Raw genomic sequence first — 21,929 nt, forward strand, 5'->3', positions numbered from 1 at the left:
GAAGGGGGCGTGTCAGTCGCCATCATTTTCTGCTGACAGACCGCATTCGCGAGCAGGCTCGCTCCCACAGGGGGTTCGGTGCATGTGCATGTCAGATTCTGTCGCAAATGCCCTTGCCGGCCGATACCAATCAATGCCACGGTCTCGGCTATGATTCGCCCGGGTCGCTGCGATTGATCCGGCACAGTGTGTGCATCCTCAAGGTTCACAGGTCGGCAACCCCTCCCCGTCGGGCGAGGATTGCCGTATAACGAGTGACATTCGCGTGTTTGGTAATAAAGGACCCACAATAAAAGCTGATGAAGACTCCAAAACGCATTGAACCCCTGATCGAGGACGGTCTGGTCGACGAAGTGCTGCGCCCACTCATGAGTGGCAAAGAGGCAGCTGTTTATGTAGTGCGCTGCGGCAATCAGTTACGTTGCGCCAAGGTCTACAAGGAGGCGAATAAACGCAGTTTCCGCCAGGCGGCCGAGTATCAGGAAGGCCGCAAGGTACGTAACAGCCGGCAGGCGCGGGCCATGGCGAAAGGGTCCAAGTTCGGTCGCAAAGAGACCGAAGACGCCTGGCAGAACGCCGAAGTGGCGGCGCTGTTCCGTCTGGCCGGCGCCGGTGTGCGAGTGCCCAAACCCTATGACTTCCTCGACGGCGTGCTGTTGATGGAACTGGTGGCCGACGAATTCGGCGACGCCGCGCCGCGTCTGAACGATGTGGTGCTGGAGGCGGATCAGGCGCGCGAGTATCACGCGTTCCTGATTTCGCAGATCGTGCTGATGTTGTGTACCGGTCTGGTGCACGGTGACCTCTCCGAGTTCAACGTGCTGCTGACCCCGACCGGCCCGGTCATCATCGACTTGCCCCAGGCAGTCGACGCTGCGGGCAACAACCACGCGTTCAGCATGCTTGAGCGTGACGTTGGCAACATGGCTTCGTACTTCGGCCGTTTCGCGCCGGAATTGAAGAAGACCAAGTACGCCAAGGAGATGTGGGCGTTATACGAAGCCGGCACCTTGCACCCGAACAGTGTGCTGACCGGCGAGTTCGACGATCCGGAAGACCTGGCCGATGTCGGCGGGGTGTTGCGCGAAATCGAAGCGGCGCGCCTCGACGAGGAACGCAAGCAAGCCATTCGCGCGGCGGACGACGCGCCGAAAGGCAAACCCGAAGAACCGCCTCCACCGCCGTGGATGCAATGATCGCGTGATGAGAAACCCGGCTTCGGCCGGGTTTTTTGTGCCTGCGCATTCCAGAACCAGCGAAACACCTGTGGGAGCGAGCCTGCTCGCGAAGGCGGTATGTCAGTCACCGATAACGGTGGTTCACATGCCTTTCGCGAGCAGGCTCGCTCCCACAAGAGATATTGGTGTTGCTGAAAGTTGTATGGGAATCTGGCCTGCCTTTGCACACTCAAGGACTGAATGTGACCACCCCACGCAACACCCACCTGATCGTAACCGCCCGGCTGATCTCGGATTTCGGCGCCTTCCTCAATATGGTCGCGCTCGCCACCTACGTCTACCTGCTGAGCAACAGCGCCATGAGCGTCGGCATCTTCCTTGCCAGCCGCGTCGGTGGCGGGATTTTCGCCAGCATGATCGGCACGCGCTTCTACCGGCGCTGGCAGGGCCGCGCGCCGCTGATTGCTTTCGATCTGTTGCGCGCCGCGCTGCTGGGGCTACTGTTGGTCACACCGGCGAATCAGCAGACATGGCTGTTGCCGTTCATTGCCTTCGGCCTTGGCCTGGGCAATTCGATGTTCGCCATTGGTCTCAACAGCCAGTTGCCGCACTTGATCGAGCCGGCGCAGTTGCTCAAGGCCAATGCCTGGATCACTTCAGCTTCTTCAGCCGCTATGGTCGGCGGCAGTCTGGTGTCGGGGTTGCTGGTGGCTGCTTTTGGTTTCGAAACGGTCTTCGCCCTCAACGCGCTGACCTATTTGCTCGCGGCGCTGCTGATCGTGCCGCTGCGTTTCAAAAAAGCGGACATCAGCGAACAGCCGGAACGCGGTGAATGGTTTGCGCTGCGGCAAGGCCTGCGTTCGGTGCCAGTGGTCGCGGCCATGCTCGCGGTGACCATGGCCGACACCTTGGGCAGCGCCGCGCACAACGTGGGCTTCCCGATCATTTCGAAACTGCTCACGCCCGAGGCGGCGAGTACGACCTTGGGCCTGGCGCTTGCGGTATGGGCCAGCGGCAAACTGCTCGGCGCGCGCATCGCCAGTCACCTCAAAGGCTCGGAGAACAGCCACCTCGAAAAAAGATTTTTCTGCGGCGTGGCGCTGATGTCTTGCGGTTTCATTCTGATGTTCCAGCAGCACAGCCTCCTGGGCCTGCTGCTGTTTGCATTGCCGGCGGGGCTCGGCGATGGCGTGTCCGAAGTCAGCCTGATGTCTCGGCTGCAACGGGAACCTGCGGCGTTGCGCCTGCCGATTTTCAGCGTGCTGACCTTGCTGCAGATGAGCGGTTTCGGCATCGGCATGCTGGTCGCCGCGCCGTTCTATGCGTGGTGGACGCCGGGGGCCGTGGTCATGCTGTTCCACGGCATCCCGCTCGGCACCTTGGGCGTGGTGACGCTGTTGCGGATCAGGCGCGGGCGGGTTGCGCGCAGCAGCCCGACGCCAGTTCCTTGAGGATCGGGCAGTCCGGGCGATGGTCGCCGCTGCAATGCTCGACCAGATCCTGCAGGGTGTCGCGCAACTCGCCGAGCTCGCGGATCTTCTGGTTCAGCTCGTCGATGTGCTGGCGCGCCAGTGCTTTCACATCGGCGCTGGCGCGCTGGCGATCCTGCCAGAGGGTCAGCAGCTTGCCGACTTCCTCCAGGGAGAAGCCCAGATCCCGCGAGCGCTTGATGAACGCCAGTGTGTGCAGGTCATCGCTGCCGTACACGCGGTAGCCGCTGTCGGTGCGATTAGCCGCTTTGAGCAAACCGATCGATTCGTAATAACGGATCATTTTTGCACTCAGGCCACTCTGTCGGGCCGCTTGGCCGATGTTCATCGATGTTCCTCCAGGTCCTTGGGTTTCCAGGTTTTCAACAGTAGCGCATTGCTCACCACGCTGACGCTCGACAGCGCCATCGCCGCACCGGCCAGCACCGGATTGAGGAAGCCGAACACCGCCAGGGGAATGCCGATCAGGTTGTAGACAAAGGCCCAGAACAGGTTCTGGCGAATCTTTGCGTAGGTCTTGCGGCTGATCTCCAGCGCCGCCGGCACCAGGCGCGGATCGCCGCGCATCAAGGTGATGCCGGCGGCGTGCATGGCGACGTCGGTGCCGCCGCCCATGGCGATGCCGATGTCGGCGGCGGCGAGGGCCGGGGCGTCGTTGATGCCGTCGCCGACCATGGCGACCACCCCGGTTTTCTTCAGCTCGGCGACGGTCGCGGCTTTGTCGGCGGGCAGCACTTCGGCGTGAACATTGCGGATGCCCAGAGCCTCGGCCACCGCCCGTGCGCTGCCGCGATTGTCGCCGGTCAGCAGGTGGCTGTGGATATCCCGCGCGGCGAGTTGTTGCACCGCTTGCAGAGCGCCGGGTTTCAACGTGTCACCGAAGGCGAACAGACCCAGCACGTGCGGCTGAGGACTTTGTTCAATCAGCCACGACAGAGTGCGACCTTCGCGTTCCCAAGCTTCGGCGGATGCGCTCAATTCACCGGCATTCAAAGCGCTTTCGTCGAGCATCCGCCGATTGCCCAGCGCCAGGCGCCGGCCATCCAGCGTGCCGGCGATACCGCGTCCGGTCAGCGCCTGGCTGTCGCTGACATCGGGCACGTTCAAGCCGCGTTCGGCGGCTGCATCCAGCACGGCTTTGGCCAAAGGATGCTCGCTGCCGCGCTGCAAGGCACCGGCCAGTGTCAGCAGATTATTTTCGTCGCCATCGACCGCGCTGAAGTGCGCGATGCGCGGCGTACCCGAGGTCAGCGTGCCGGTCTTGTCGAACACCACACTGCTGACTTCGTGGGCGCGCTCCAGCGCTTCGGCGTCCTTGATCAGAATCCCATGACGCGCGGCGACGCCGGTGCCGGCCATGATTGCCGTCGGGGTGGCGAGGCCGAGGGCGCACGGGCAGGCGATCACCAGCACGGCGACGGCATTGATCACCGCAGTTTCCAGCGGCGCGCCATACAGCCACCAGCCGATCAGCGTGGCCAGGGCGATCAGCAACACGGTCGGCACGAAGATCTGGCTGACCTTGTCCACCAGTTTCTGAATCGGCGCTTTCGCCGCTTGCGCGTCTTCGACCAGACGAATGATCCGCGCCAGCACGGTTTCCGCGCCGAGCGCCTGGGTGCGCACCAGCAAACGACCTTCGCCGTTGATCGCGCCGCCGGTGACCTTGTCGCCCGGTTGTTTCGGCACTGGCAGGCTTTCGCCGCTGATCAGCGCTTCGTCGGCGTGGCTCTGGCCTTCGACGACTTCGCCATCCACCGGGAAGCGTTCGCCGGGTTTCACCAGCACCAGATCGTCGAGGCGCAGGGCGCTGATCGCAACATCCTGCTCACGCCCGTCGATGACTTGAATCGCCCGCTCCGGCCGCAACGCTTCGAGAGCGCGAATGGCGCTGGCGGTCTGGCGTTTGGCGCGGCTTTCGAGATATTTGCCGAGCAATACCAAAGCGATGACCACCGCCGAGGCCTCGAAATACAGATGCGGCATGCGTCCGGCAGCGCTGGCCCATTCATAAACGCTCAGGCCATAACCGGCGCTGGTGCCGAGGGCGACGAGCAGGTCCATGTTGCCGGCGCCGGCGCGCACGGCTTTCCATGCCGCGACATAAAAGCGTGCGCCGAAGATGAATTGCACGGGGGTGGCGAGGGCGAATTGCGCCCAGGCCGGGAGCATCCAGTGAATGCCGAACGGTTGCAGCAACATCGGCAACACCAGCGGCAGGGTGAGGGCGATCGCACAGATCAATGCCCAACGCTCGCGCTGCAGGCGTTGTTGCTGGTCATCGGATTGTGGCCGTTCGGCTTGCCAGACGCTGGCCGCGTAACCGGCCTTGCTCACCGCGTCGAGCAGGGTTTGCGTATCGACCTGGCCGAGCAATTCGATGTGCGCACGTTCGTTGGCCACATTGACACTGACGCTGTTCACGCCGGGGACTTTGTTCAGGGCGCGCTCGACGCGACCGACGCAGGAGGCGCAGGTCATGCCGTCGATGCTCAATTCGACGGTTTGCCGGGGCACGCTGTAACCGGCGTGCTCCACGGCTTGCATCAGCGCCGGCAGGCTGTCGCCGGGCGCGTGCACCCGGGCCTGTTCGGTGGCGAGGTTGACGCTGACGGCACTGGTGCCGCTGACCTTGCGCAAGGCCCGTTCGACACGCCCGGCGCAACTGGCGCAGGTCATGCCGACAATCGGCAGATCGAAAGTAGTGGATTCGGACATCGGTCGCGCTCCCTGTAGTGGATGTCTACAGGATCAACCTTGCCATGCGGGCAAGGTCAAGCACCATTCTTGTGGGAGCGAGGCGGTCGCTCAATAACCCAGGCCGGCCGGCTTCAGGTACACGCCTTCGGCATTCATCGCCAGGCGGAACTTCAGCACATCCCCGGCGTGCAGCACGACTTCCTGCGAACCCGGTGCGAGCATGCCGGGATTGCAACCCGGCGCCTGTCCCGGCAGCAGTTTCAAGCGCAGCGAAACCTTGCCCGGTGGCAGGTTGAACGAAGTGCTCTGCTCCTGGAACAGGCGCGCCGAGAGCTGGTCCTGGATGTACACGCCGATCTCGCACGAGGTCGCCACTTCGAGGCGCTCGCGGGAAATGATCAGTACCGCGTAGTCCTCACCGGCGGCTTGCACCTGCGGGACGGCGGCGAAGAGGCTGAGCAAGCCAAGCAGGCTCAAAGCTGACCAGCGCATGGCTGAATCTCCTGAATTCCAGTCATTGATACACGCAGCTTGGCCGAGCGCGACGCCGATTGCCAGCCCGGCAGTTTTGCGCAGAACTTGACCTTGCCATCGTGGCAAGCTCGAGACTGCCGGCAACCTCACTCAAAGGAGTCTTCCCATGCAAGTGTTCAACGTTCAAGGCATGTCCTGCGGTCATTGCGTCAAAGCCATTACCACTGCGGTGCAGGCGCTGGATCCGGCGGCCAGTGTGCGAGTCGATCTGGCGGCCAAGGAAGTCGGCGTCGAAAGTGTGCTTAGTGCCGACCAGGTGATCGAAGCGATTCGCGAAGAGGGTTATGAGGTGAAACTCGTCTGAAATTGATCGTTAGCGAGCTATCGGAATGTTCAAGGCGTCCGGGCGCGGCTAGACTGTCGGGCTGCGACTTGCCCACCTGGATGCCTGATGAACTTCCGCACGATTTTGATACTCGGCGCCTTGAGCGCCTTCGGTCCTTTGGCGATCGACTTCTATTTACCTGCCTTCCCGGCCATGGCGTCGGCGTTCGGCACCGATGAGCAGCATGTCCAGCTGACGCTGGCGGCGTACTTCCTCGGTTTGTCGCTGGGCCAACTGGCGTACGGGCCGATTTCCGATCGTTTCGGTCGACGGCTGCCGCTGCTCAGCGGCGTTGCCCTGTTCACCCTGGCGTCCTTGGCCTGCGCCTACGCGCCGAGCCTGGAATGGCTGATCGGCGCGCGTTTCGTCCAGGCATTGGGCGGTTGCGCGGGGATGGTGATTTCCCGTGCGGTGGTTGCCGACAAGTGCGACGCGGTCGGCTCGGCGAAGGTGTTTTCGCAACTGATGCTGGTGATGGGCCTGGCGCCGATTCTGGCGCCGATGCTCGGCGGTCTGCTGGTCAACACCACGGGTTGGCAGTCGATCTTTCTGGTGCTCACCGGGTTCAGTGCGGCGGCAGGTCTGGCGGTGGCATTGGGGCTGCCGGAAAGCATGCCGGCCCACGTCCCGCGCCAGCCGTTGTCCGGTGCATTGCGCCAGTACGCGCGACTGGTAAAGGACTCGGTCTATCTCGGCCATGCCCTGACCGGCGGCATCGCCATCGCCGGGATGTTTGCCTACATCGCCGGTTCACCGTTTGTGTTCATCAAGCTCTACGGCGTACCGGCCGAGCATTTCGGCTGGCTGTTCGGCACCAACGCGGCGGGCTTCATTCTGGTGGCGCAGGTCAATGCTCGCCTGCTCGCCAAGCGCGGCCCGGCGTTTTTGCTGGTGCGCGCGGTGTGGGTGTATTTCCTCGCCGGACTGACATTGCTGGCGGTCAGCTCAATGCGTCCGGATGCGCTGTGGCCGTTGTTGATTCCGCTGTTCATTTGCATCGCCAGCCTCGGCTGCATCATTCCTAACGCCTCGGCTTGCGCGATGAACGGTCAGGGCGCACGCGCCGGCAGTGCGTCGGCGATGCTCGGTTGTCTGCAATTCAGCATCGCCGCCGGTGCCGCCGCCTTGGTGGGGGTGTTGCACGATGGCAGCGCCGTGCCGATGGCCATGGTCATCAGCCTGTGCGGTCTGCTGGTGGTGAGCGTCGCGCTGCTCACCCGGCGCTTGCAGAATGCCCGGGCGCTGGCGCTGGCCCAGGTCTGAGCGCTCGACTTTGGAGCTCAGCCAGCGGCGCGCTGCTGGCTGGGTTCGGGGATCCGGTGGGGCGCGCAGAGTCGCGCTTCGAGGGTGCGAGTGAAAGCCAGGGCCTCGGCTTCACTGCGAAAGGTCACGACATGCTGGTCCAGGCGCACCTGCCATTGGGACTTTGCCACTTCTTTTATCAGGATCTTCATTGCTGACCTCCCTTGCGTAAAAGATGTATCGCAGAGGCTTCGATTGTAGACCTCGATACCCTCGTAATTGTGACAAGGGTCAGGCAACCGACTGACGGCAAAAAGCCCCGCAACCGCTCTGGCATCACCAGCGATTGCGAGGCTTTATTTTTTAGAAACCTTCTAAAACAATTTTCCCCTTGGCCTTGCCGCTTTCCAGCAGTTCATGGGCGCGGCGCAGATTGGCGGCATTGATCACGCCGAAGTGCTCGCCCAGGGTGGTCTTCAAGGTGCCGGCGTCGATCAGCTCGGCGACGCGGTTGAGCAGCTTGTGCTGTTCGATCATGTCCGGCGTTTCGAACAGCGAGCGGGTGTACATGAACTCCCAGTGCAGCGACAGGCTCTTGCGCTTGAGCAGGCTGATGTCGAGGGACTTCGGATCGTCGATCAGCGCCAGTTTGCCTTGCGGCGCGAGGGCTTCGACCAGTTGCGCAAGATGCTGATCGGTCTGGGTCAGGCTGGCGACGTGGGTCACGCTGGTGATGCCTGCGCGTTTCAATTCTTCGCTCAGCGGCTGGCTGTGATCGATGACCAGATCGGCACCCAGGTCGCTGACCCAGTCACGGGTTTGCGCACGGGACGCGGTGCCGATGACTTTCAGGCCGGTCAATTGATTGGCCAATTGAGTGAGGATCGAACCCACTCCGCCCGCCGCGCCGACGATCAGCAGGCTCTGACCCTGATCGGTGCTGCCTTCGCTGATCTGCAGGCGCTCGAAGAGCAATTCCCAAGCGGTGATCGCGGTCAGCGGCAGTGCGGCGGCTTCGGCAAAACCGAGGGACTTGGGCATGTGGCCGACAATGCGCTCATCAACCACGTGCAACTCGCTGTTGCCACCGGCCCGGGCGATCGAACCGGCGTAGAACACTTTGTCGCCCGCCTTGAACAGGGTGACGTCGCTGCCGACCGCCTTGACCACACCGGCAACATCCCAGCCCAGCACTTTTGCCGCGCCGTTTTCCGGTGCCGCGTTCTGCCGCACTTTGGTATCGACCGGATTGACCGAGATGGCTTTGACTTCCACCAACAGGTCGCGCGGGCCGGCGACCGGCTCCGGCAGTTCGATGTCCTGCAGAGACTTGGCGTCGCTGATCGGCAGAGAGGCGTAATAGGCGATGGCTTTCATGGATGGCTCCGTGCGGTTGATAGAAGAAGAAATCAGGATGAATTCGATGGAGGTCATCATTGGCTATTTCTCTGCGCGATAAAACCGGCTAAAAGAGCAGTCTCTTTCAATATTTTTTTGATAATCGAGGCTGCGCATGCTGCGTTTTGATGACCTGCAGTTGTTCGTCCGCGCTGCCGATCTGGGCAGCCTGTCGGCGGCCGCACGGGTGATGGACATGTCCGCCGCCGTGGCCAGCGCGGCACTCAAGCGCATCGAGCAGCAGCTCGGTGCGCGGCTGCTGGCGCGTTCGACCCGCAGCCTGCGCCTGACCGCCGAGGGCGAAGGCTTCCTTGAGTATGCCCGCGCCGCCCTGAGCAATCTCGACGAAGGGCGTCGTCTGCTCGCCAGCGGTCAGGACCAGGTCAGCGGGATTCTGCAGCTGTCGGCGCCTTCGGATTTCGGGCGCAATCTGCTGCTGCCGTGGCTTGATGCGTTCCAGCGTGAACATCCGAAACTGACCGTGCGGCTGTTGCTCGGCGATCGCATCGCCGACCTCTTCCGGCAACCGGTGGACATCGCCCTGCGCTATGGCGAGCCGGAAGATTCCAGCCTGATCGCCTTGCCCATTGCCCCGCACAATCGCCGCGTTTTGTGCGCCTCTCCAGATTATCTGGCCCGGCATGGCGAGCCGCGCCAGCTCGAGCAACTGGCCCAGCACAACTGTCTTTTATACATGCTTGGCAGCCGCGTTCACGATCACTGGAGTTTTCACGATGGCAAGCGCGAAGTCGGCCTGACCGTCAGCGGCGATCGTTTCAGCGATGACGCCGACGTGGTGCGGCTATGGGCGCTGGCCGGTGCCGGGATCGCTTACAAGTCATGGCTCGACGTGGGTACCGATGTGCTCGCCGGGCGCCTCAAAGTGCTGATGCCGGAACTGCTGTGTGAGCGCGCACCGCTGAATCTCTTGTGCGCCCATCGCGCACAATTGAGTAAGCCGGTGAACCTGCTGAGGGAGATGCTCGCCAGCCGTTGCGCCGAATTGGGTAGTCAATTTCCCGCTTTTCTCAAAGTTGATCACTAGTCGCAGGCAAATAGAGAAATTTCTCTCAGGAACAATCGCCACCTACGCAGGCCCGGGCGCAGGACGTCTGGCTTAACCCGCTTATACTAGCGCCCGCCTCATGCTTGCACTGACACCTGGCGCGCAGATCCCGTAACGCGTTGCCGGCTTTTGGTGGCGGTTGCAACTTCTGCTGCAAGGTTGTGTGCCGGAGCAGCTGGTGTCGGTGGCAGGCCTTGCCCCGATCCAGGGCGGTTTTCGCGTGTTGGCCGATCACCCATTAGCGGCCAAGATGTCTCCGAGCGGTAGACGATACGATTCGACAGGGAGTGAACAAATGGAAAATGCACCGTGCATCAGCCAGATCGCGACATTGCTGGCCGACCCCAAGCGCAGCGCGATGATGTGGGCGTTGATGGATGGCTCGGCGCGGCAAGCCGAAGAGCTGGCGTTACTGGCCGGGCTCTCGCCGTCGTCGGCCAGTGCGCATCTGGGGCGACTGTCCGCAGGTGGACTGTTGAACATCGAAATGCGTGGGCGCAAACGCTTCTTCCGCTTGGCAGCCCCGGAGGTGGGTGCGGCGATCGAGGCACTGGCCAGCGCCACCATTGCCAGCGCGCCACGGCAAATTCCCGCTGCGCTGAAACGCACCACGCCGATGGTCAGGCCACAGGCGGCGCCGTCTTCGCTGTTGCGCGCGCGGTTTTGCGACGATCATCTGGGCGGCACCCTGGCAGCTGATCTGTATCAGCGCCTGCTCGATGCCGGCTGGATCGAACAAATCGAGCAGCGTGTGGTGGTCACTCACAAGGGCTCCACCCGACTGGCCCAGCGCGGCGTGTTCATCCAGGCCCTGGCGCACCGCAACGTGCAGGTCGCTTGCGCCTGCCCGGACTGGAGCGAGCGCCGTCCGCACATGGGCGGCTCACTGGGCGCGGCGCTGTTGCAGTTGTTCATGCAGTCCGGCTGGCTGAATTTGCCCAACGATTCCCGCGCCTTGCAGTTGACCGCCACCGGTCAGCGGGAAATCCATCGCTTCGCCGCCGAGACCGAGCTGGAAACAGCGTTCTAGAGCGTCAGCCTGCGGTGAGCTGACAATCAACGTCGTCTACGGCTGTGAACAGGTCGCATCCAGTACGACCTCTGAGTGACCATCGCGCACACTCGATCCGGGGATTTTTCCGGATGGGGAGCGCAACATGAATACACAACGCTTTAGCGCGGCTGAGCGCCTGGAACGGCTGCCGCTCAGTGGTTATCACCGCGTCATTTTCATCATCATTGCCTTGGCGTTTTTCTTCGACTCCATGGATCTGGCGATGATGACTTTCCTGCTCGGCTCGATCAAAGCCGAGTTCGGCCTGAGCAGTGCGCAAGCAGGGCTGCTGGCCAGCTCGAGCTTCTTCGGCATGGTGCTCGGGGCGTCGCTGTCGGGGATGCTTGCCGACCGCTTTGGGCGCAAACCGGTGTTTCAGTGGAGCATCGTGCTGTGGGGCTTGGCCAGTTACCTGTGTTCGACGGCGCAGACGGTGGAGACGCTGACGCTGTTTCGCATCCTGCTCGGAATCGGCATGGGCATGGAATTTCCCATCGCGCAATCGATGCTGTCGGAGCTGATTCCGGCGCAACGACGCGGACGCTACATCGCCCTGATGGACGGCTTCTGGCCGCTGGGTTTTGTCGCGGCGGGCGTGCTCTCGTACTTCCTGCTGCCGCTGATTGGCTGGCGCGATATCTTTCTGGTGCTGGCGGTGCCGGCGGTATTTGTCCTGGCGATCCGCTTTTTCATCCCTGAGTCACCGCGATGGCTGGAACAGGCCGGGCGCGACGCCGACGCGGACAAAGTGTTGAACGGCATTGAAGCGCGGGTGCGTGCTTCGCTGGGCGGTGCGGCGTTACCGGAACCGGTTCGTTTGCCACGCACGGTGACGCCACCGGGCAATTTCTTCTCGGCGCTCAAGCAGATCTGGTCGCCGCAATATCGCCAGCGCACGACGATGATCTGGAGTCTGTGGTTCTTCGCATTGTTGGGTTTTTACGGGCTGACTTCCTGGCTCAGCGCATTGCTGCAGCAGTCGGGTTTCGCCGTGACGCAATCGGTGTATTACACCGTGCTGATCTCGCTCGGCGGGATTCCCGGCTTCCTCATGGCGGCATGGTTGGTCGAGCGTTGGGGGCGCAAACCGGTGTGCATCGTCACCCTGCTCGGCGGCGGGGTGATGGCATTTCTGTATGGGCAGAGCGCGGTGTTCGGCGGCAACGTGGCGCTGCTGATCGGCACCGGGCTGTTGATGCAATTTTTTCTGTTCGGCATGTGGGCGGTGCTCTACACCTACACGCCAGAGCTGTACCCGACTTCGGCACGGGCAACCGGATCGGGATTCGCCTCGGCGATCGGCCGCGTCGGCTCGCTGCTCGGGCCATTGGTGACCGGGCTGGTGTTCCCGATAACCGGGCAGGGCGGCGTGTTCGCGCTGGGCGCGGCGTGCTTCGCGATTGCGGCGGGCGTGGTGTGGCTGTTCGGGATGGAGACGCGGGGCAAGACCCTGGAAGAGCTGACCGAAGCGCAGCTATTCAAATAAACGCAGTACCCTGTGGGAGCGGGCTTGCCCGCGATGGGGCCAGCAAATTCAACATCTATGTTGACTGACAATCCGCTATCGCGGGCAAGCCCGCTCCCACAGGTATTGATGTGATTTTGCAGTTGCTTACGGTTTCACCAACCGCGCATCCAGGCTGTTCTGCGCCAGGCGCTTGGCCTGATCCTGGGTCATGCCCAGATGTTCATGCAGCGCATGGAAGTTCTCGGTCACGTACCCGCCGAAATACGCCGGGTCATCGGAGTTCACCGTGACCTTCACGCCGCGCTCGAGCATGTCGAGGATGTTGTGCTGCGACATGTGATCGAACACGCAGAGCTTGGTGTTCGACAGCGGGCATACGGTCAGCGGAATCTGCTCGTCGATGATCCGCTGCATCAGGCGCTCGTCTTCGATGGCGCGCACGCCATGGTCGATGCGCTGGATTTTCAGCAGGTCGATGGCTTCCCAGATGTACTCCGGCGGGCCTTCTTCACCGGCGTGGGCGACGGTGAGGAAGCCTTCGTCGCGGGCGCGATCGAAGACGCGTTTGAACTTGCTCGGCGGATGGCCCATCTCGGAACTGTCGAGCCCGACCGCGACAAACGCATCACGGAACGGCAGTGCCTGATCGAGGGTTTTCTGTGCTTCGTCTTCGCTGAGGTGGCGCAGGAAGCTGAGGATCAAACCGCTGCTGATGCCCAGTTGCGTCTCGCCATCCTTGAGCGCGGCGGCGATGCCGTTGAGCACCACTTCGAACGGGATGCCCCGGTCGGTGTGGGTCTGCGGATCGAAGAACGGTTCGGTGTGAATCACGTTCTGTGCTTTGCAGCGCAACAGGTAAGCCCAGGTCAGGTCGTAGAAGTCCTGCGAGGTGCGCAGCACGTCGGCGCCCTGGTAATACAGGTCGAGAAATTCCTGCAGATTGTTGAAGGCGTACGCCTTGCGCAGGGTTTCGACGTCGCTCCACGGCAGGGCGATCTTGTTGCGTTCGGCCAGGGCGAACAGCAGTTCAGGCTCCAGCGAACCTTCCAGATGCAGGTGCAGTTCGGCTTTGGGCAGGGCGTTGAGCCAGTCGTACATAGTCTTTTCTCATCAGGTGCAATGCCGGCATTCTACAGAGGCTGGCTGCAACAATTGGCAAAACCTGACCAGGTGATCGATCAAACCGCCTCTTGCTCGCGGCGATAGGCGTAGGTATCGGCGAAGCGCGACAGCAGGAATTGTGCGCAGGTGGTGGTCGGATATTTCGCCGGATGCTGTGCGTCTTGGCAACCGGGCAGGCATTCGATGCGCGTGTCCGGGTGCGGTTCGGCGAAGAACGGCATCGAATAGCGATCCACACCCAGCGGGCTGATCACCCGGTGCGGCGTCGAGCGATAACGGTCGTTGCTCCAGCGCGCCATCATGTCGCCGAGGTTGACCACGAACGTGCCGTCAATCGGTGGCGCGTCGATCCACTCACCATTGACGTTCTTCACCTGCAAACCTCCGGCGCTGTCCTGATAGAGCAGGGTGATGCAGCCGTAATCGGTATGGGCGCCGGCACCTTGTTGCTCGGCGGAGCTGGCGGTGTGACGCGGCGGATAATGGATCATGCGCAACACGCTGACCGGCTCGACAAAGCGCGAATCGAAGAAGTCGCGCTCGATGCCCAGCGCAATGGTCATCGCCCGCAACAGGATTTGCGCCAGCGCCTGCATGTCGAGGTAATGCTGTTCCATCAGCGCTTCCCAGCCGGGTTGCGCCGGATGGCGATTGGGGCCGCGCAAGGGTTTTTCCGCGAGCACCTCGGGATGTTCGTTCGGCAGGTGCAGGCCCATGTCGAAGGTTTCTTTGAGGTCACTGGGTTTGTCCGGGTCCAGTTGCTCGGTGGCAATCGCACCGTAGCCGCGATGATGGCGGGTCTGGGTAATGTCGATCTTCAGTTTTTCTGCGGCGGGCAAGGCGAAGAAGCGCTGGACGTGATCGAGCAGATCGTCGATGCGCTGCGCCGAGATTGGATGGCCCTTGATGTAGAAAAAGCCCCACTCGCGACAGGCTTGGTCGATTTGTTCGGCCACCGCAGGCCAGGCGTTTTCGTCGTCGCCATAGAGCGGGCTGATATCAATGATCGGAAGCTGATCCATACACAATCCTTGAATACGCTGTGTTTCCAATGTGGGAGCGAGCCCGCTCGCGAAGAGGGAGTGTCCGACAACATTTTTGTTTAATGACACACCGCTTTCGCGAGCAGGCTCGCTGCCACAGGGTTCTGTGTGGTGAATCGGGGGACTACTTCGGCATCTCGGCCTTCATGCCTTCAACGTAATAATTCATCGAAGCCAGTTCCGCGTTGGTCGCGCTCACGCCCGCGGGGATTTTTTCCACACCGGCCTGATCCTTGATCGGCCCGGTAAATGGCTGCAACGCGCCGCTCTTGATGTCGGCAATCAACTGCTCGGCTTCGGCTTTCACCGGCGCCGGCACCAGATCGCTGATCGGCAGTTCCACTGTGCCTTCCTTCAGCCCGCCCCAGTAATCCTGGGATTTCCAGGTGTGGTCGATCACGCTCTGCGTCGCCTGAATATAATGCGGCGCCCAGTCGTTGACGATCGAGGTCAGCACCGCTTTCGGTCCGAAGTGGGCCATGTCCGAGGCGTAACCCACGGCATACACGCCGCGTCGTTCAGCGGCCTGGATCGGCGCCGGGCTGTCGGTGTGCTGGAACACCACGTCGACGCCTTGATCGATCAGCGCGTTGGCGGCATCGGCCTCCTTGCCCGGATCGAACCACGAGTTGACCCACACCACTTTGATTTCGGTGCCAGGGTTGTACTTGTTCAAGGCGAGCTGGATAGCGTTGATGTCGCGGATCACTTCCGGAATCGGGAACGAGGCGACGTAGCCGATCTTCTTGGTCTTGGTCATCTTCGCCGCGAGGAAACCGCTGACGTAACGGCCCTCATAAGTGCGCGCCAGATAAGTGCCGAGGTTCTTGTCCTGCTTGTAGCCGGTGGCGTGTTCGAACGTTACTTTGGGAAATTGCTTGGCGACTTTCACTGTCGGGTTCATGTAGCCGAAAGAGGTGGTGAAGATCAGGTCGTATTTGTCCTTGGCCATGTTGCGGATCACCCGCTCGGCGTCGGCGCCCTCGGCGACGTTTTCCACGTAGTTGGTGGTGATCTGCGTGCCGAGTTTTTCCGCCAGGGCCTTGCGCCCCTGTTCGTGCTGATACGTCCAGCCGTGGTCACCGATCGGGCCGATGTAGACGAAACCGACCTTCAGCGGATCGGCAGCGCTGGCGCTCAGGCTGATTCCCAGACCGATGGCGGCGTACAGCAGTGTGTGCAGCAGACGTATTGGCATGAACCCGAACTCCATTTTGTTGTGTGTGCTCAGGGCCAATGCAAATTGCTGACCAACAGGACAATAAAAAATCCACAACCGCAGTGCGGCCTTCGCGAGCAGGCTCGCTCCCACAGGGGGATCGCAATTCAATGTGGGAGCGAGCCTGCTCGCGAAGAGGCCGGTATGGCTAATAAATGTGCATGCCTGAAATCAGCCGCCATGGTTTGGTGCGCAAAGATGTAACGAAACGTTAGCGGCGCGCGGCAGTCAGTAGCTTCATCAGCTCTTTTCGGCAAAAGGCCCGTCATGCTCTCGATCCTCAAACAAGAAAGCTTCCTGCTGCTGGCAGTCCTTGCCGCGTGCGTCGCTTATCCACTGGAACATTGGCTGCTGCACAGCGGCCAGATCGTCGCGCTGGGCGGCGGTCTGCTGCTGATCGCCTTTATTGTCGCCGCCTCGATGCGCGTCGCTCATCACGCCGAACTGCTGGCGGAAAAGGTCGGCGATCCCTACGGCACGATGATCCTCACGCTCTCGGCGGTGCTGGTCGAAGTGGTGATTCTGGCGATCATGATGAGCAACGAAGCCTCGGCAACGCTGGTGCGCGACACGATTTATTCAGCGGTGATGCTCGACATCAACGGCATCCTCGGCCTCGCCGCTTTGATGGGCGGGATCAAACACGGCGAGCAGTCCTACAACGACGATTCGGCGCGCAGCTACAGCGTGATGATTCTCACCGCGATGGGCGTGTCGATGGTGGTCCCGGAGTTCATTCCCGAGGCCAACTGGAAGATGTATTCGGCGTTCACCATTGGCGCGATGATGGTGCTTTACGCGCTGTTCCTGCGCATGCAGGTCGGCCCGCACAGTTACTTTTTCAGCTACAGCTACCCGGACAAACGTCGCAAGAAAGAGCCGGTCGAGCAGGAGCCGAAGCCGGTCAGCCTGGCGCTGTCGATCGGCATTCTGGTGTCGGGGGTGGTGATCATCGGCGCACTGGCCGAGGTGATGTCCAAGACCCTCGATCTGGGCCTGGAAGGCACGGGTGCACCGCCGGTGATCACGGCGATTCTGGTGGCAGCGATTTCTGCAGCGCCGGAGATTCTGACTGCGTTGCGTGCGGCACTGGCCAATCGCATGCAGTCGGTGGTCAACATTGCGATGGGCGCGTCACTGTCGACGGTGATTCTGACCGTGCCGGTGATGGAAGCGATGGCGCTGTACACCGGCCAGCCGTTTCAAATGGCGATGACCCCGGTGCAAACGGTGATGATCTTCATCACCCTGATCGTCAGCGCGATCAACCTCAATGACGGCGAGACGAACGCCATTGAGGGCATGACGCACTTTGTGCTGTTTGCCACATTCATCATGCTGTCCCTACTGGGCCTATAGGGACGCTGAAAAACCTGTGGGAGCGGGCTTGCCCGCGATTGCGGTGTGTCAGAAACCATATATGTACCTGACACACCCCCATCGCGGGCAAGCCCGCTCCCACAGGGATTAATGATCGGATAAGGTGCCGGTGATCAACTGCCGAGCCGCCTTACTGTGATCGGCGATCAAACCTTTCAGATCCAGCCCTTCAACCTGACCATCAACCACACGCCACTTGCCACCGATCATCACCCGATCCGCGCGATCAGCGCCGCACAGCAGCAATGCCGAAATCGGATCGTGGCTGCCGGAGAAGCGCAGTTCATCAAGCTTGAACAACGCCAGATCCGCCTGCTTGCCCACGGCGATTTCGCCGATGTCGCTGCGACCGAGCAGGCTCGCCGAACCCTTGGTCGCCCAGCCCAGCACGCGCTCCGGGGTGATCTTTTCGGCGCCGTAACGCAGGCGCTGGATGTACAGGGCCTGACGCGCTTCGAGGATCATGTTCGAGGCATCGTTGGACGCCGAACCGTCGACGCCAAGACCGAACAGCGCGCCGGCGTCGGTCAGCTCGATGCTCGGGCAGATCCCGGAAGCCAGGCGCATGTTCGAGCTTGGGCAGTGGCAGATGCCGGTGCCGGCCTGGCCGAGGCGGGCGATTTCGTCGGGGTTGAAATGGATGCCGTGGGCCAGCCAGGTACGCGGGCCGAGCCAGCCGACGCTGTCCAGATAATCGACGGTGCGCAGACCGAAGCGTTGCAGGCAGAAGTCTTCTTCATCGAGGGTTTCCGCCAAGTGGGTGTGCAGACGCACATCGAGCTTGTTCGCCAGATCAGCGCTGGCGGACATTATTTCCGGAGTCACCGAAAACGGCGAACATGGCGCCAGAGCGATCTGGATCTGCGCGCCGTCGCCACGCTCGTGGTACTCGTGAATCAGCCGCTGGCTGTCATCGAGAATCACCTGACCTTCCTGCACCGTTTGTTGCGGAGGCAGGCCGCCGTCCTTCTCGCCGAGGCTCATCGAGCCGCGCGTAAGCATGGCGCGCATACCCAGTTCACGCACCGTTTCGACCTGCACGTCGATGGCGTTTTCCAGACCATCCGGGAACAGATAGTGATGGTCGGCAGCCGTGGTGCAACCCGAGAGCAGCAATTCGGCCAGCGCCACTTTGGTCGCGAGGGCGAGTTTTTCCGGGGTCAGCCGCGCCCATACCGGGTACAGGGTTTTCAGCCACGGGAACAGCGGCTGATTGACCACCGGCGCCCAGGCGCGGGTCAGGGTTTGATAGAAGTGATGGTGAGTGTTGATCAGGCCCGGCAGGATCACATGCTCGCGGGCATCGAACACTGCATTGCACGGCGCCGACGGCTGCTGACCGGCAGCGAGCACTTCGACGATCACACCGTCTTGCACGACAAGGCCGCCACGGGCATCAAGCTCGTTGGAGGTGAAAATGGCGAGGGGGTTTTTTAACCAGGTACGGGTCGCAGGCATTGTGGCCGGCTCCTCTGAAAGTTGGGTTCAGGGTTGCCAGCTCAGTGTTGCCCTGTCTGCTGATCCAGGGTCGCCGCGAAGGACGAGGCGCGCAGTTTCAAACAAATCGCAGCGCCGGGCAAGCGCCACCCGACCATTCACCATCACTCTCTGTGGGCGCGAGCCTGCTCGCGAAGGCGTCATGTCAGTCGATACAGATTTACCTGACAGATCGTATTCGCGAGCAGGCTCGCTCCCACATCGGGATTTTCAGTGCTTACCAGGCAATCGTTTCCCCTTTGTAATTGACGAAGTGATGCCCGCCCTTGCCGGTGAACGCATTGACCTGATCAATCAGCCCGCGAGTGCTGGTTTCTACATCCAGGTCAGCACCTTCGCCGCCCATGTCGGTCTTCACCCAGCCCGGGTGCAGCGACAGTACGGTGAGTTTCTGCTCGCCCAGTTGCGTGACAAAACTGTTGGTCATCGAGTTCAGCGCCGCTTTGCTCGCCTTGTACAGCGCCAGCTCCGGCGCGTCGGGCATGGTCACGCTGCCGAGCACCGAACTCATGAACGCCAGCACGCCGCTGCCGTCGCGGATCTGCCCGACGAAACGCTGGGCCAGATTGATCGGCGCCACCGCGTTGGTGAAAAACAGCTGCCCGACCTCGGCCAGAGTTGCGCCGCCCGGGGTCTGCACGTCCGGGCCTTTGACCCCGGCGTTGACGAACAACAGATCGAAGGTTTCGCCCTTGAGCTTCTGGCTCAGGGCGATCACTGCTTGCTGATCGTCCATATCGAGCTTCTCGATGCGCACGTCACCCAGCGCTTGCAGCGCCTCGGCCTTCTGCGGATTGCGCACCGTCGCGGTCACTTGCCAGCCATCGCCCAGCAGGGTCTTCACCAGACCGAGGCCCAAGCCGCGGGAGGCGCCGATGATCAGTGCGTTTTTTGCCTGAGACATGATGGGTTTCCTTGAAAGTCAGCATTCAGGATTCAATGGACACGCCTGACCGCGCCACAGTTGCAGCGCTTGGCGAAAACAGGCTTTGACCCCGGAGCATACTCCAGGCTTCTTGAGTTTCTCGAGGGTGTTTGATCAGAAACAGTTGTGGGGCGTGATTCAAGTGTTGCCTGTGCGGACGCTTTCGCGAGCAGGCTCGCTCCCACATTTGCCCACGTTCACTCAGATCCCCTGTGGGAGCGAGCCTGCTCGCGAAGAGGCCCGCTCTGGTATCAATTAATGTCCCGATTGCCACGGTTGCCCCAACGAAACCGGCGCATACAATCGAGTGCGCACGGCATCGCGGGACAGCATCACCAGCACCAAAATCGTCGCCACATACGGCAGCATCGCCAGCAGGCTCGAAGGAATCGCCAGTCCCAATCCCTGTGCCACCAAGTGCAGGATGCTGGCGAGGCCAAACAGATACGCCCCGAGCAGCAAGCGCCACACCCGCCAACTGGCAAACACCACCAGCGCCAAAGCGATCCAGCCGCGCCCGGCGGTCATGTTTTCCGCCCACATCGGCGTGTACGCCAACGACAGATAAGCCCCGGCCAGCCCGGCCATTGCTCCGCCGAACAACACCGCCAAGGTGCGTACGGTCAGCACCGGCAAGCCCATCGCGCTGGCCGCATCCGGGTTTTCACCGACTGCTTGAATGATCAGGCCGACACGACTTTTGATGATCACCCACGCCACCAGCGCAAACAGCGCGAACGACAGATACACCAGCAGATCCTGGGCAAACAGCATCCGCCCGATCAGCGGGATCTCACTCAGATACGGAATCGCCAGAGGCTCGAAACCCGCCAGCGGCTTACCCACCCAGGCCGCGCCGACAAATGTCGACAGGCCCACGCCGAAGATCGTCAGGGCCAAACCGGTGGCGACCTGATTGGCGTTGAACACCAGTGCGACCAGGGCAAACAGTGACGACAACAACATCCCGGCCAACATCGCCAGCAGCACACCCAGCCACAGGTTGCCGCTGTTCAGCGCGACGATAAAACCGATCACCGCGCCGAACAGCATCATGCCTTCCTGGCCGAGATTGAGGACGCCGCTCTTCTCGCAGATCAACTCACCCAATGCCACCAGCAACAGCGGCGTGCCGCAGCGAACCATGGCATAGAAAATATTGCTCAACAGATCGATATCCATCACAGCGCTCCGGCGGTTACGGCAGGGGTCGAGGCGCGCCGGGTCCAGCGCAGTTTCAGACGTGGCCGATAGAGAATCAGCACGTCACAGGCGAGCAGGAAAAACAGCATCATGCCCTGGAACAATTGGGTGATCGCTTGCGGCAGATTGAGCGACATCTGCGCGCTCTCGCCGCCGATGTACAGCAGCGCCATGAGCAGACTGGAGAACAAAATGCCAAGCGGATTCAGCCGTCCGAGAAACGCCACGGTAATCGCCGCATAGCCATAGCCCGGCGACACCTGCGGCACCAGTTGGCCGATCGGCCCGGTCACTTCGCAGACCCCGGCCAGCCCGGCCAAACCGCCGCTGATCAACAGCGCCAGCCAGATCAGACGCTTCTCGCGAAAGCCGACAAAACCTGCCGCACGCTTGTCCAGACCGAGCACTTTGATCTGGAAACCGATAAAGCTTTTCTGCAAAAACACCCACACCGCGACCAGGGCGAGCAGGGCGAAATACACCCCGGCATGCACGCGGCCATCCTCCAGCAGCAGCGGCAGACGACTGGCGTCGCCGAACATTGCCGACTCGGGGAAGTTGAATCCCGCCGGATCCTTCAATGGCCCATGCACGCAGAACAGCAGCAGGTTCAACGCGATGTAATTGAGCATGATGCTGGTGAGGATTTCGTTGGCATTGAAGCGCGTGCGCAGCCAAGCGGTGAGCCCGGCCCATGCGGCGCCCGCCAGCGTCCCGGTCAGCAGAATCAGCACCAGCGCCCAGCGACTTTGCATGTCGATAACGTTCACTGCCAGAGCACTGCCGGCCAGTGCGCCGAGGAGCAACTGGCCTTCGGCGCCGATGTTCCAGATCCGCGCCTGATAAGCCACGGCCAGGCCCAGTGCGCAGAGCAGAATTGGCAGCGCCTTGACCAGCAATTCGGACACGCCATACAAATCGCTGACCGGTGCGATCAGCAGGGTGTGCAAGGTTTGCAGCGGATCGTGGCCGAGCGCGATGAACAACAGCGAGCCGCAGCCGAGAGTCAGCGCCGCCGCCAATAACGGCGAGCACCACAGCATCAGGCGCGATTGCTGGCCACGGGGTTCGAGGGAAAGCAGCAT

The 21,929-nt window shown here is 61.8% G+C and carries 20 protein-coding genes; 8 read left to right on the top strand and 12 right to left on the bottom strand.

The genetic code is table 11. The features are described from left to right. Positions 1 to 299 precede the first annotated feature (299 nt). On the top strand, positions 300 to 1,196 hold the full coding sequence (locus tag ACZ0AZ_RS12195) for a PA4780 family RIO1-like protein kinase (RefSeq protein ID WP_039764064.1): 897 nt from the start codon (positions 300 to 302) through the stop codon (positions 1,194 to 1,196). A 224-nt stretch (positions 1,197 to 1,420) separates the two neighbouring features. Beyond that, complete coding sequence (locus ACZ0AZ_RS12200) at positions 1,421 to 2,629, top strand: MFS transporter (protein WP_463570863.1); 1,209 nt, start codon at positions 1,421 to 1,423, stop codon at positions 2,627 to 2,629. Here the strand turns inward: ACZ0AZ_RS12200 and cueR are convergent. From cueR to ACZ0AZ_RS12215, 3 genes are all read right to left on the bottom strand, one after another. Further along, on the bottom strand, positions 2,583 to 2,996 hold the full coding sequence (gene cueR / locus ACZ0AZ_RS12205; protein WP_016771827.1) for a Cu(I)-responsive transcriptional regulator: 414 nt from the start codon (positions 2,994 to 2,996) through the stop codon (positions 2,583 to 2,585). The two genes, ACZ0AZ_RS12200 and cueR, sit on opposite strands and share 47 nt — an antisense overlap. After that, on the bottom strand, positions 2,993 to 5,386 hold the full coding sequence (cueA, locus tag ACZ0AZ_RS12210; RefSeq protein ID WP_463537454.1) for a copper resistance metal-translocating P1-type ATPase CueA: 2,394 nt from the start codon (positions 5,384 to 5,386) through the stop codon (positions 2,993 to 2,995). The genes cueR and cueA overlap by 4 nt, the downstream gene beginning before the upstream one ends. A 90-nt stretch (positions 5,387 to 5,476) precedes the next feature. After that, on the bottom strand, positions 5,477 to 5,860 hold the full coding sequence (locus ACZ0AZ_RS12215; RefSeq protein ID WP_039764068.1) for a hypothetical protein: 384 nt from the start codon (positions 5,858 to 5,860) through the stop codon (positions 5,477 to 5,479). 148 nt (positions 5,861 to 6,008) lie between these two features. On the opposite strand from ACZ0AZ_RS12215, the gene ACZ0AZ_RS12220 reads away from it, so the two are divergent. Then, positions 6,009 to 6,206 (top strand): cation transporter, encoded by a 198-nt coding sequence (locus tag ACZ0AZ_RS12220; RefSeq protein ID WP_039764069.1) that lies wholly within the window; start codon positions 6,009 to 6,011, stop codon positions 6,204 to 6,206. Between the two features lie 87 nt (positions 6,207 to 6,293). Further along, positions 6,294 to 7,490: a multidrug effflux MFS transporter gene (locus ACZ0AZ_RS12225; RefSeq protein WP_039764071.1), complete on the top strand. Its 1,197-nt coding sequence runs from the start codon at positions 6,294 to 6,296 to the stop codon at positions 7,488 to 7,490. 17 nt (positions 7,491 to 7,507) lie between these two features. Here ACZ0AZ_RS12225 and ACZ0AZ_RS12230 read toward each other — a convergent pair whose 3' ends face one another. Both ACZ0AZ_RS12230 and ACZ0AZ_RS12235 read right to left on the bottom strand, forming a co-directional pair. After that, positions 7,508 to 7,681 carry a hypothetical protein gene (locus ACZ0AZ_RS12230; RefSeq protein ID WP_016771823.1) on the bottom strand — a complete coding sequence of 58 codons (174 nt, stop codon included), beginning with the start codon at positions 7,679 to 7,681 and terminating at the stop codon, positions 7,508 to 7,510. A 151-nt stretch (positions 7,682 to 7,832) separates the two neighbouring features. Further along, positions 7,833 to 8,846 (bottom strand): zinc-binding alcohol dehydrogenase family protein, encoded by a 1,014-nt coding sequence (locus tag ACZ0AZ_RS12235; RefSeq protein ID WP_039764073.1) that lies wholly within the window; start codon positions 8,844 to 8,846, stop codon positions 7,833 to 7,835. Positions 8,847 to 8,982: 136 nt separating this feature from the next. On the opposite strand from ACZ0AZ_RS12235, the gene ACZ0AZ_RS12240 reads away from it, so the two are divergent. The 3 genes from ACZ0AZ_RS12240 (at position 8,983) to ACZ0AZ_RS12250 (ending at position 12,473) form a co-directional block, all read left to right on the top strand. Further along, positions 8,983 to 9,912, top strand: a complete 930-nt coding sequence (locus tag ACZ0AZ_RS12240) for a LysR family transcriptional regulator (protein WP_039764074.1) — start codon at positions 8,983 to 8,985, stop codon at positions 9,910 to 9,912. 316 nt (positions 9,913 to 10,228) lie between these two features. Further along, the gene (locus tag ACZ0AZ_RS12245) at positions 10,229 to 10,963 is read left to right on the top strand and encodes an ArsR/SmtB family transcription factor (protein WP_039764076.1); all 735 of its coding nucleotides are present in this window, start codon (positions 10,229 to 10,231) and stop codon (positions 10,961 to 10,963) included. A gap of 127 nt (positions 10,964 to 11,090) precedes the next feature. Continuing rightward, on the top strand, positions 11,091 to 12,473 hold the full coding sequence (locus tag ACZ0AZ_RS12250) for an MFS transporter (protein ID WP_463537455.1): 1,383 nt from the start codon (positions 11,091 to 11,093) through the stop codon (positions 12,471 to 12,473). A gap of 126 nt (positions 12,474 to 12,599) precedes the next feature. Here the strand turns inward: ACZ0AZ_RS12250 and ACZ0AZ_RS12255 are convergent, their stop codons facing one another. From ACZ0AZ_RS12255 to ACZ0AZ_RS12265, 3 genes are all read right to left on the bottom strand, one after another. Further along, positions 12,600 to 13,553 (bottom strand): adenosine deaminase, encoded by a 954-nt coding sequence (locus ACZ0AZ_RS12255; protein WP_024011466.1) that lies wholly within the window; start codon positions 13,551 to 13,553, stop codon positions 12,600 to 12,602. Between the two features lie 80 nt (positions 13,554 to 13,633). After that, a complete protein-coding gene (locus ACZ0AZ_RS12260; protein ID WP_463537456.1) occupies positions 13,634 to 14,599 on the bottom strand; it encodes a 2-oxoglutarate and iron-dependent oxygenase domain-containing protein in 966 nt (321 codons plus the stop codon). A 145-nt stretch (positions 14,600 to 14,744) separates the two neighbouring features. Then, positions 14,745 to 15,818 carry a BMP family ABC transporter substrate-binding protein gene (locus ACZ0AZ_RS12265; protein ID WP_129998098.1) on the bottom strand — a complete coding sequence of 358 codons (1,074 nt, stop codon included), beginning with the start codon at positions 15,816 to 15,818 and terminating at the stop codon, positions 14,745 to 14,747. 288 nt (positions 15,819 to 16,106) lie between these two features. Here ACZ0AZ_RS12265 and ACZ0AZ_RS12270 point away from each other — a divergent pair, with 288 nt between their 5' ends. Next, positions 16,107 to 17,198: a calcium:cation antiporter gene (locus ACZ0AZ_RS12270; RefSeq protein ID WP_056787779.1), complete on the top strand. Its 1,092-nt coding sequence runs from the start codon at positions 16,107 to 16,109 to the stop codon at positions 17,196 to 17,198. Between the two features lie 108 nt (positions 17,199 to 17,306). Here the strand turns inward: ACZ0AZ_RS12270 and ACZ0AZ_RS12275 are convergent, their stop codons facing one another. From ACZ0AZ_RS12275 to ACZ0AZ_RS12290, 4 genes are all read right to left on the bottom strand, one after another. Further along, complete coding sequence (locus ACZ0AZ_RS12275) at positions 17,307 to 18,677, bottom strand: 8-oxoguanine deaminase (RefSeq protein ID WP_463570860.1); 1,371 nt, start codon at positions 18,675 to 18,677, stop codon at positions 17,307 to 17,309. A gap of 256 nt (positions 18,678 to 18,933) precedes the next feature. Beyond that, positions 18,934 to 19,620, bottom strand: a complete 687-nt coding sequence (locus tag ACZ0AZ_RS12280) for an SDR family oxidoreductase (RefSeq protein WP_039764086.1) — start codon at positions 19,618 to 19,620, stop codon at positions 18,934 to 18,936. Positions 19,621 to 19,896: 276 nt separating this feature from the next. Continuing rightward, positions 19,897 to 20,823, bottom strand: a complete 927-nt coding sequence (locus ACZ0AZ_RS12285) for an ABC transporter permease (RefSeq protein ID WP_039764088.1) — start codon at positions 20,821 to 20,823, stop codon at positions 19,897 to 19,899. Further along, entirely contained in the window at positions 20,823 to 21,929 is a 1,107-nt protein-coding gene (locus tag ACZ0AZ_RS12290; RefSeq protein WP_463537457.1) for an ABC transporter permease, read from the bottom strand. The genes ACZ0AZ_RS12285 and ACZ0AZ_RS12290 overlap by 1 nt, the downstream gene beginning before the upstream one ends.

The organism is Pseudomonas sp. AC239, from assembly GCF_979258545.1.

Coding starts and splice junctions, on each gene's coding strand:
- ACZ0AZ_RS12220 (WP_039764069.1), top strand. CDS start 6,009: ATGCAAGTGTTCAACGTTCAAGGCATGTCCTGCGGTCATTGCGTCAAA.
- ACZ0AZ_RS12235 (WP_039764073.1), bottom strand. CDS start 8,846: ATGAAAGCCATCGCCTATTACGCCTCTCTGCCGATCAGCGACGCCAAG.
- ACZ0AZ_RS12225 (WP_039764071.1), top strand. CDS start 6,294: ATGAACTTCCGCACGATTTTGATACTCGGCGCCTTGAGCGCCTTCGGT.
- ACZ0AZ_RS12290 (WP_463537457.1), bottom strand. CDS start 21,929: ATGCTGCTTTCCCTCGAACCCCGTGGCCAGCAATCGCGCCTGATGCTG.
- ACZ0AZ_RS12240 (WP_039764074.1), top strand. CDS start 8,983: ATGCTGCGTTTTGATGACCTGCAGTTGTTCGTCCGCGCTGCCGATCTG.
- ACZ0AZ_RS12260 (WP_463537456.1), bottom strand. CDS start 14,599: ATGGATCAGCTTCCGATCATTGATATCAGCCCGCTCTATGGCGACGAC.
- ACZ0AZ_RS12195 (WP_039764064.1), top strand. CDS start 300: ATGAAGACTCCAAAACGCATTGAACCCCTGATCGAGGACGGTCTGGTC.
- ACZ0AZ_RS12215 (WP_039764068.1), bottom strand. CDS start 5,860: ATGCGCTGGTCAGCTTTGAGCCTGCTTGGCTTGCTCAGCCTCTTCGCC.
- ACZ0AZ_RS12230 (WP_016771823.1), bottom strand. CDS start 7,681: ATGAAGATCCTGATAAAAGAAGTGGCAAAGTCCCAATGGCAGGTGCGC.
- ACZ0AZ_RS12245 (WP_039764076.1), top strand. CDS start 10,229: ATGGAAAATGCACCGTGCATCAGCCAGATCGCGACATTGCTGGCCGAC.
- cueR (WP_016771827.1), bottom strand. CDS start 2,996: ATGAACATCGGCCAAGCGGCCCGACAGAGTGGCCTGAGTGCAAAAATG.
- cueA (WP_463537454.1), bottom strand. CDS start 5,386: ATGTCCGAATCCACTACTTTCGATCTGCCGATTGTCGGCATGACCTGC.
- ACZ0AZ_RS12265 (WP_129998098.1), bottom strand. CDS start 15,818: ATGCCAATACGTCTGCTGCACACACTGCTGTACGCCGCCATCGGTCTG.
- ACZ0AZ_RS12285 (WP_039764088.1), bottom strand. CDS start 20,823: ATGGATATCGATCTGTTGAGCAATATTTTCTATGCCATGGTTCGCTGC.
- ACZ0AZ_RS12280 (WP_039764086.1), bottom strand. CDS start 19,620: ATGTCTCAGGCAAAAAACGCACTGATCATCGGCGCCTCCCGCGGCTTG.
- ACZ0AZ_RS12250 (WP_463537455.1), top strand. CDS start 11,091: ATGAATACACAACGCTTTAGCGCGGCTGAGCGCCTGGAACGGCTGCCG.
- ACZ0AZ_RS12255 (WP_024011466.1), bottom strand. CDS start 13,553: ATGTACGACTGGCTCAACGCCCTGCCCAAAGCCGAACTGCACCTGCAT.
- ACZ0AZ_RS12270 (WP_056787779.1), top strand. CDS start 16,107: ATGCTCTCGATCCTCAAACAAGAAAGCTTCCTGCTGCTGGCAGTCCTT.
- ACZ0AZ_RS12275 (WP_463570860.1), bottom strand. CDS start 18,677: ATGCCTGCGACCCGTACCTGGTTAAAAAACCCCCTCGCCATTTTCACC.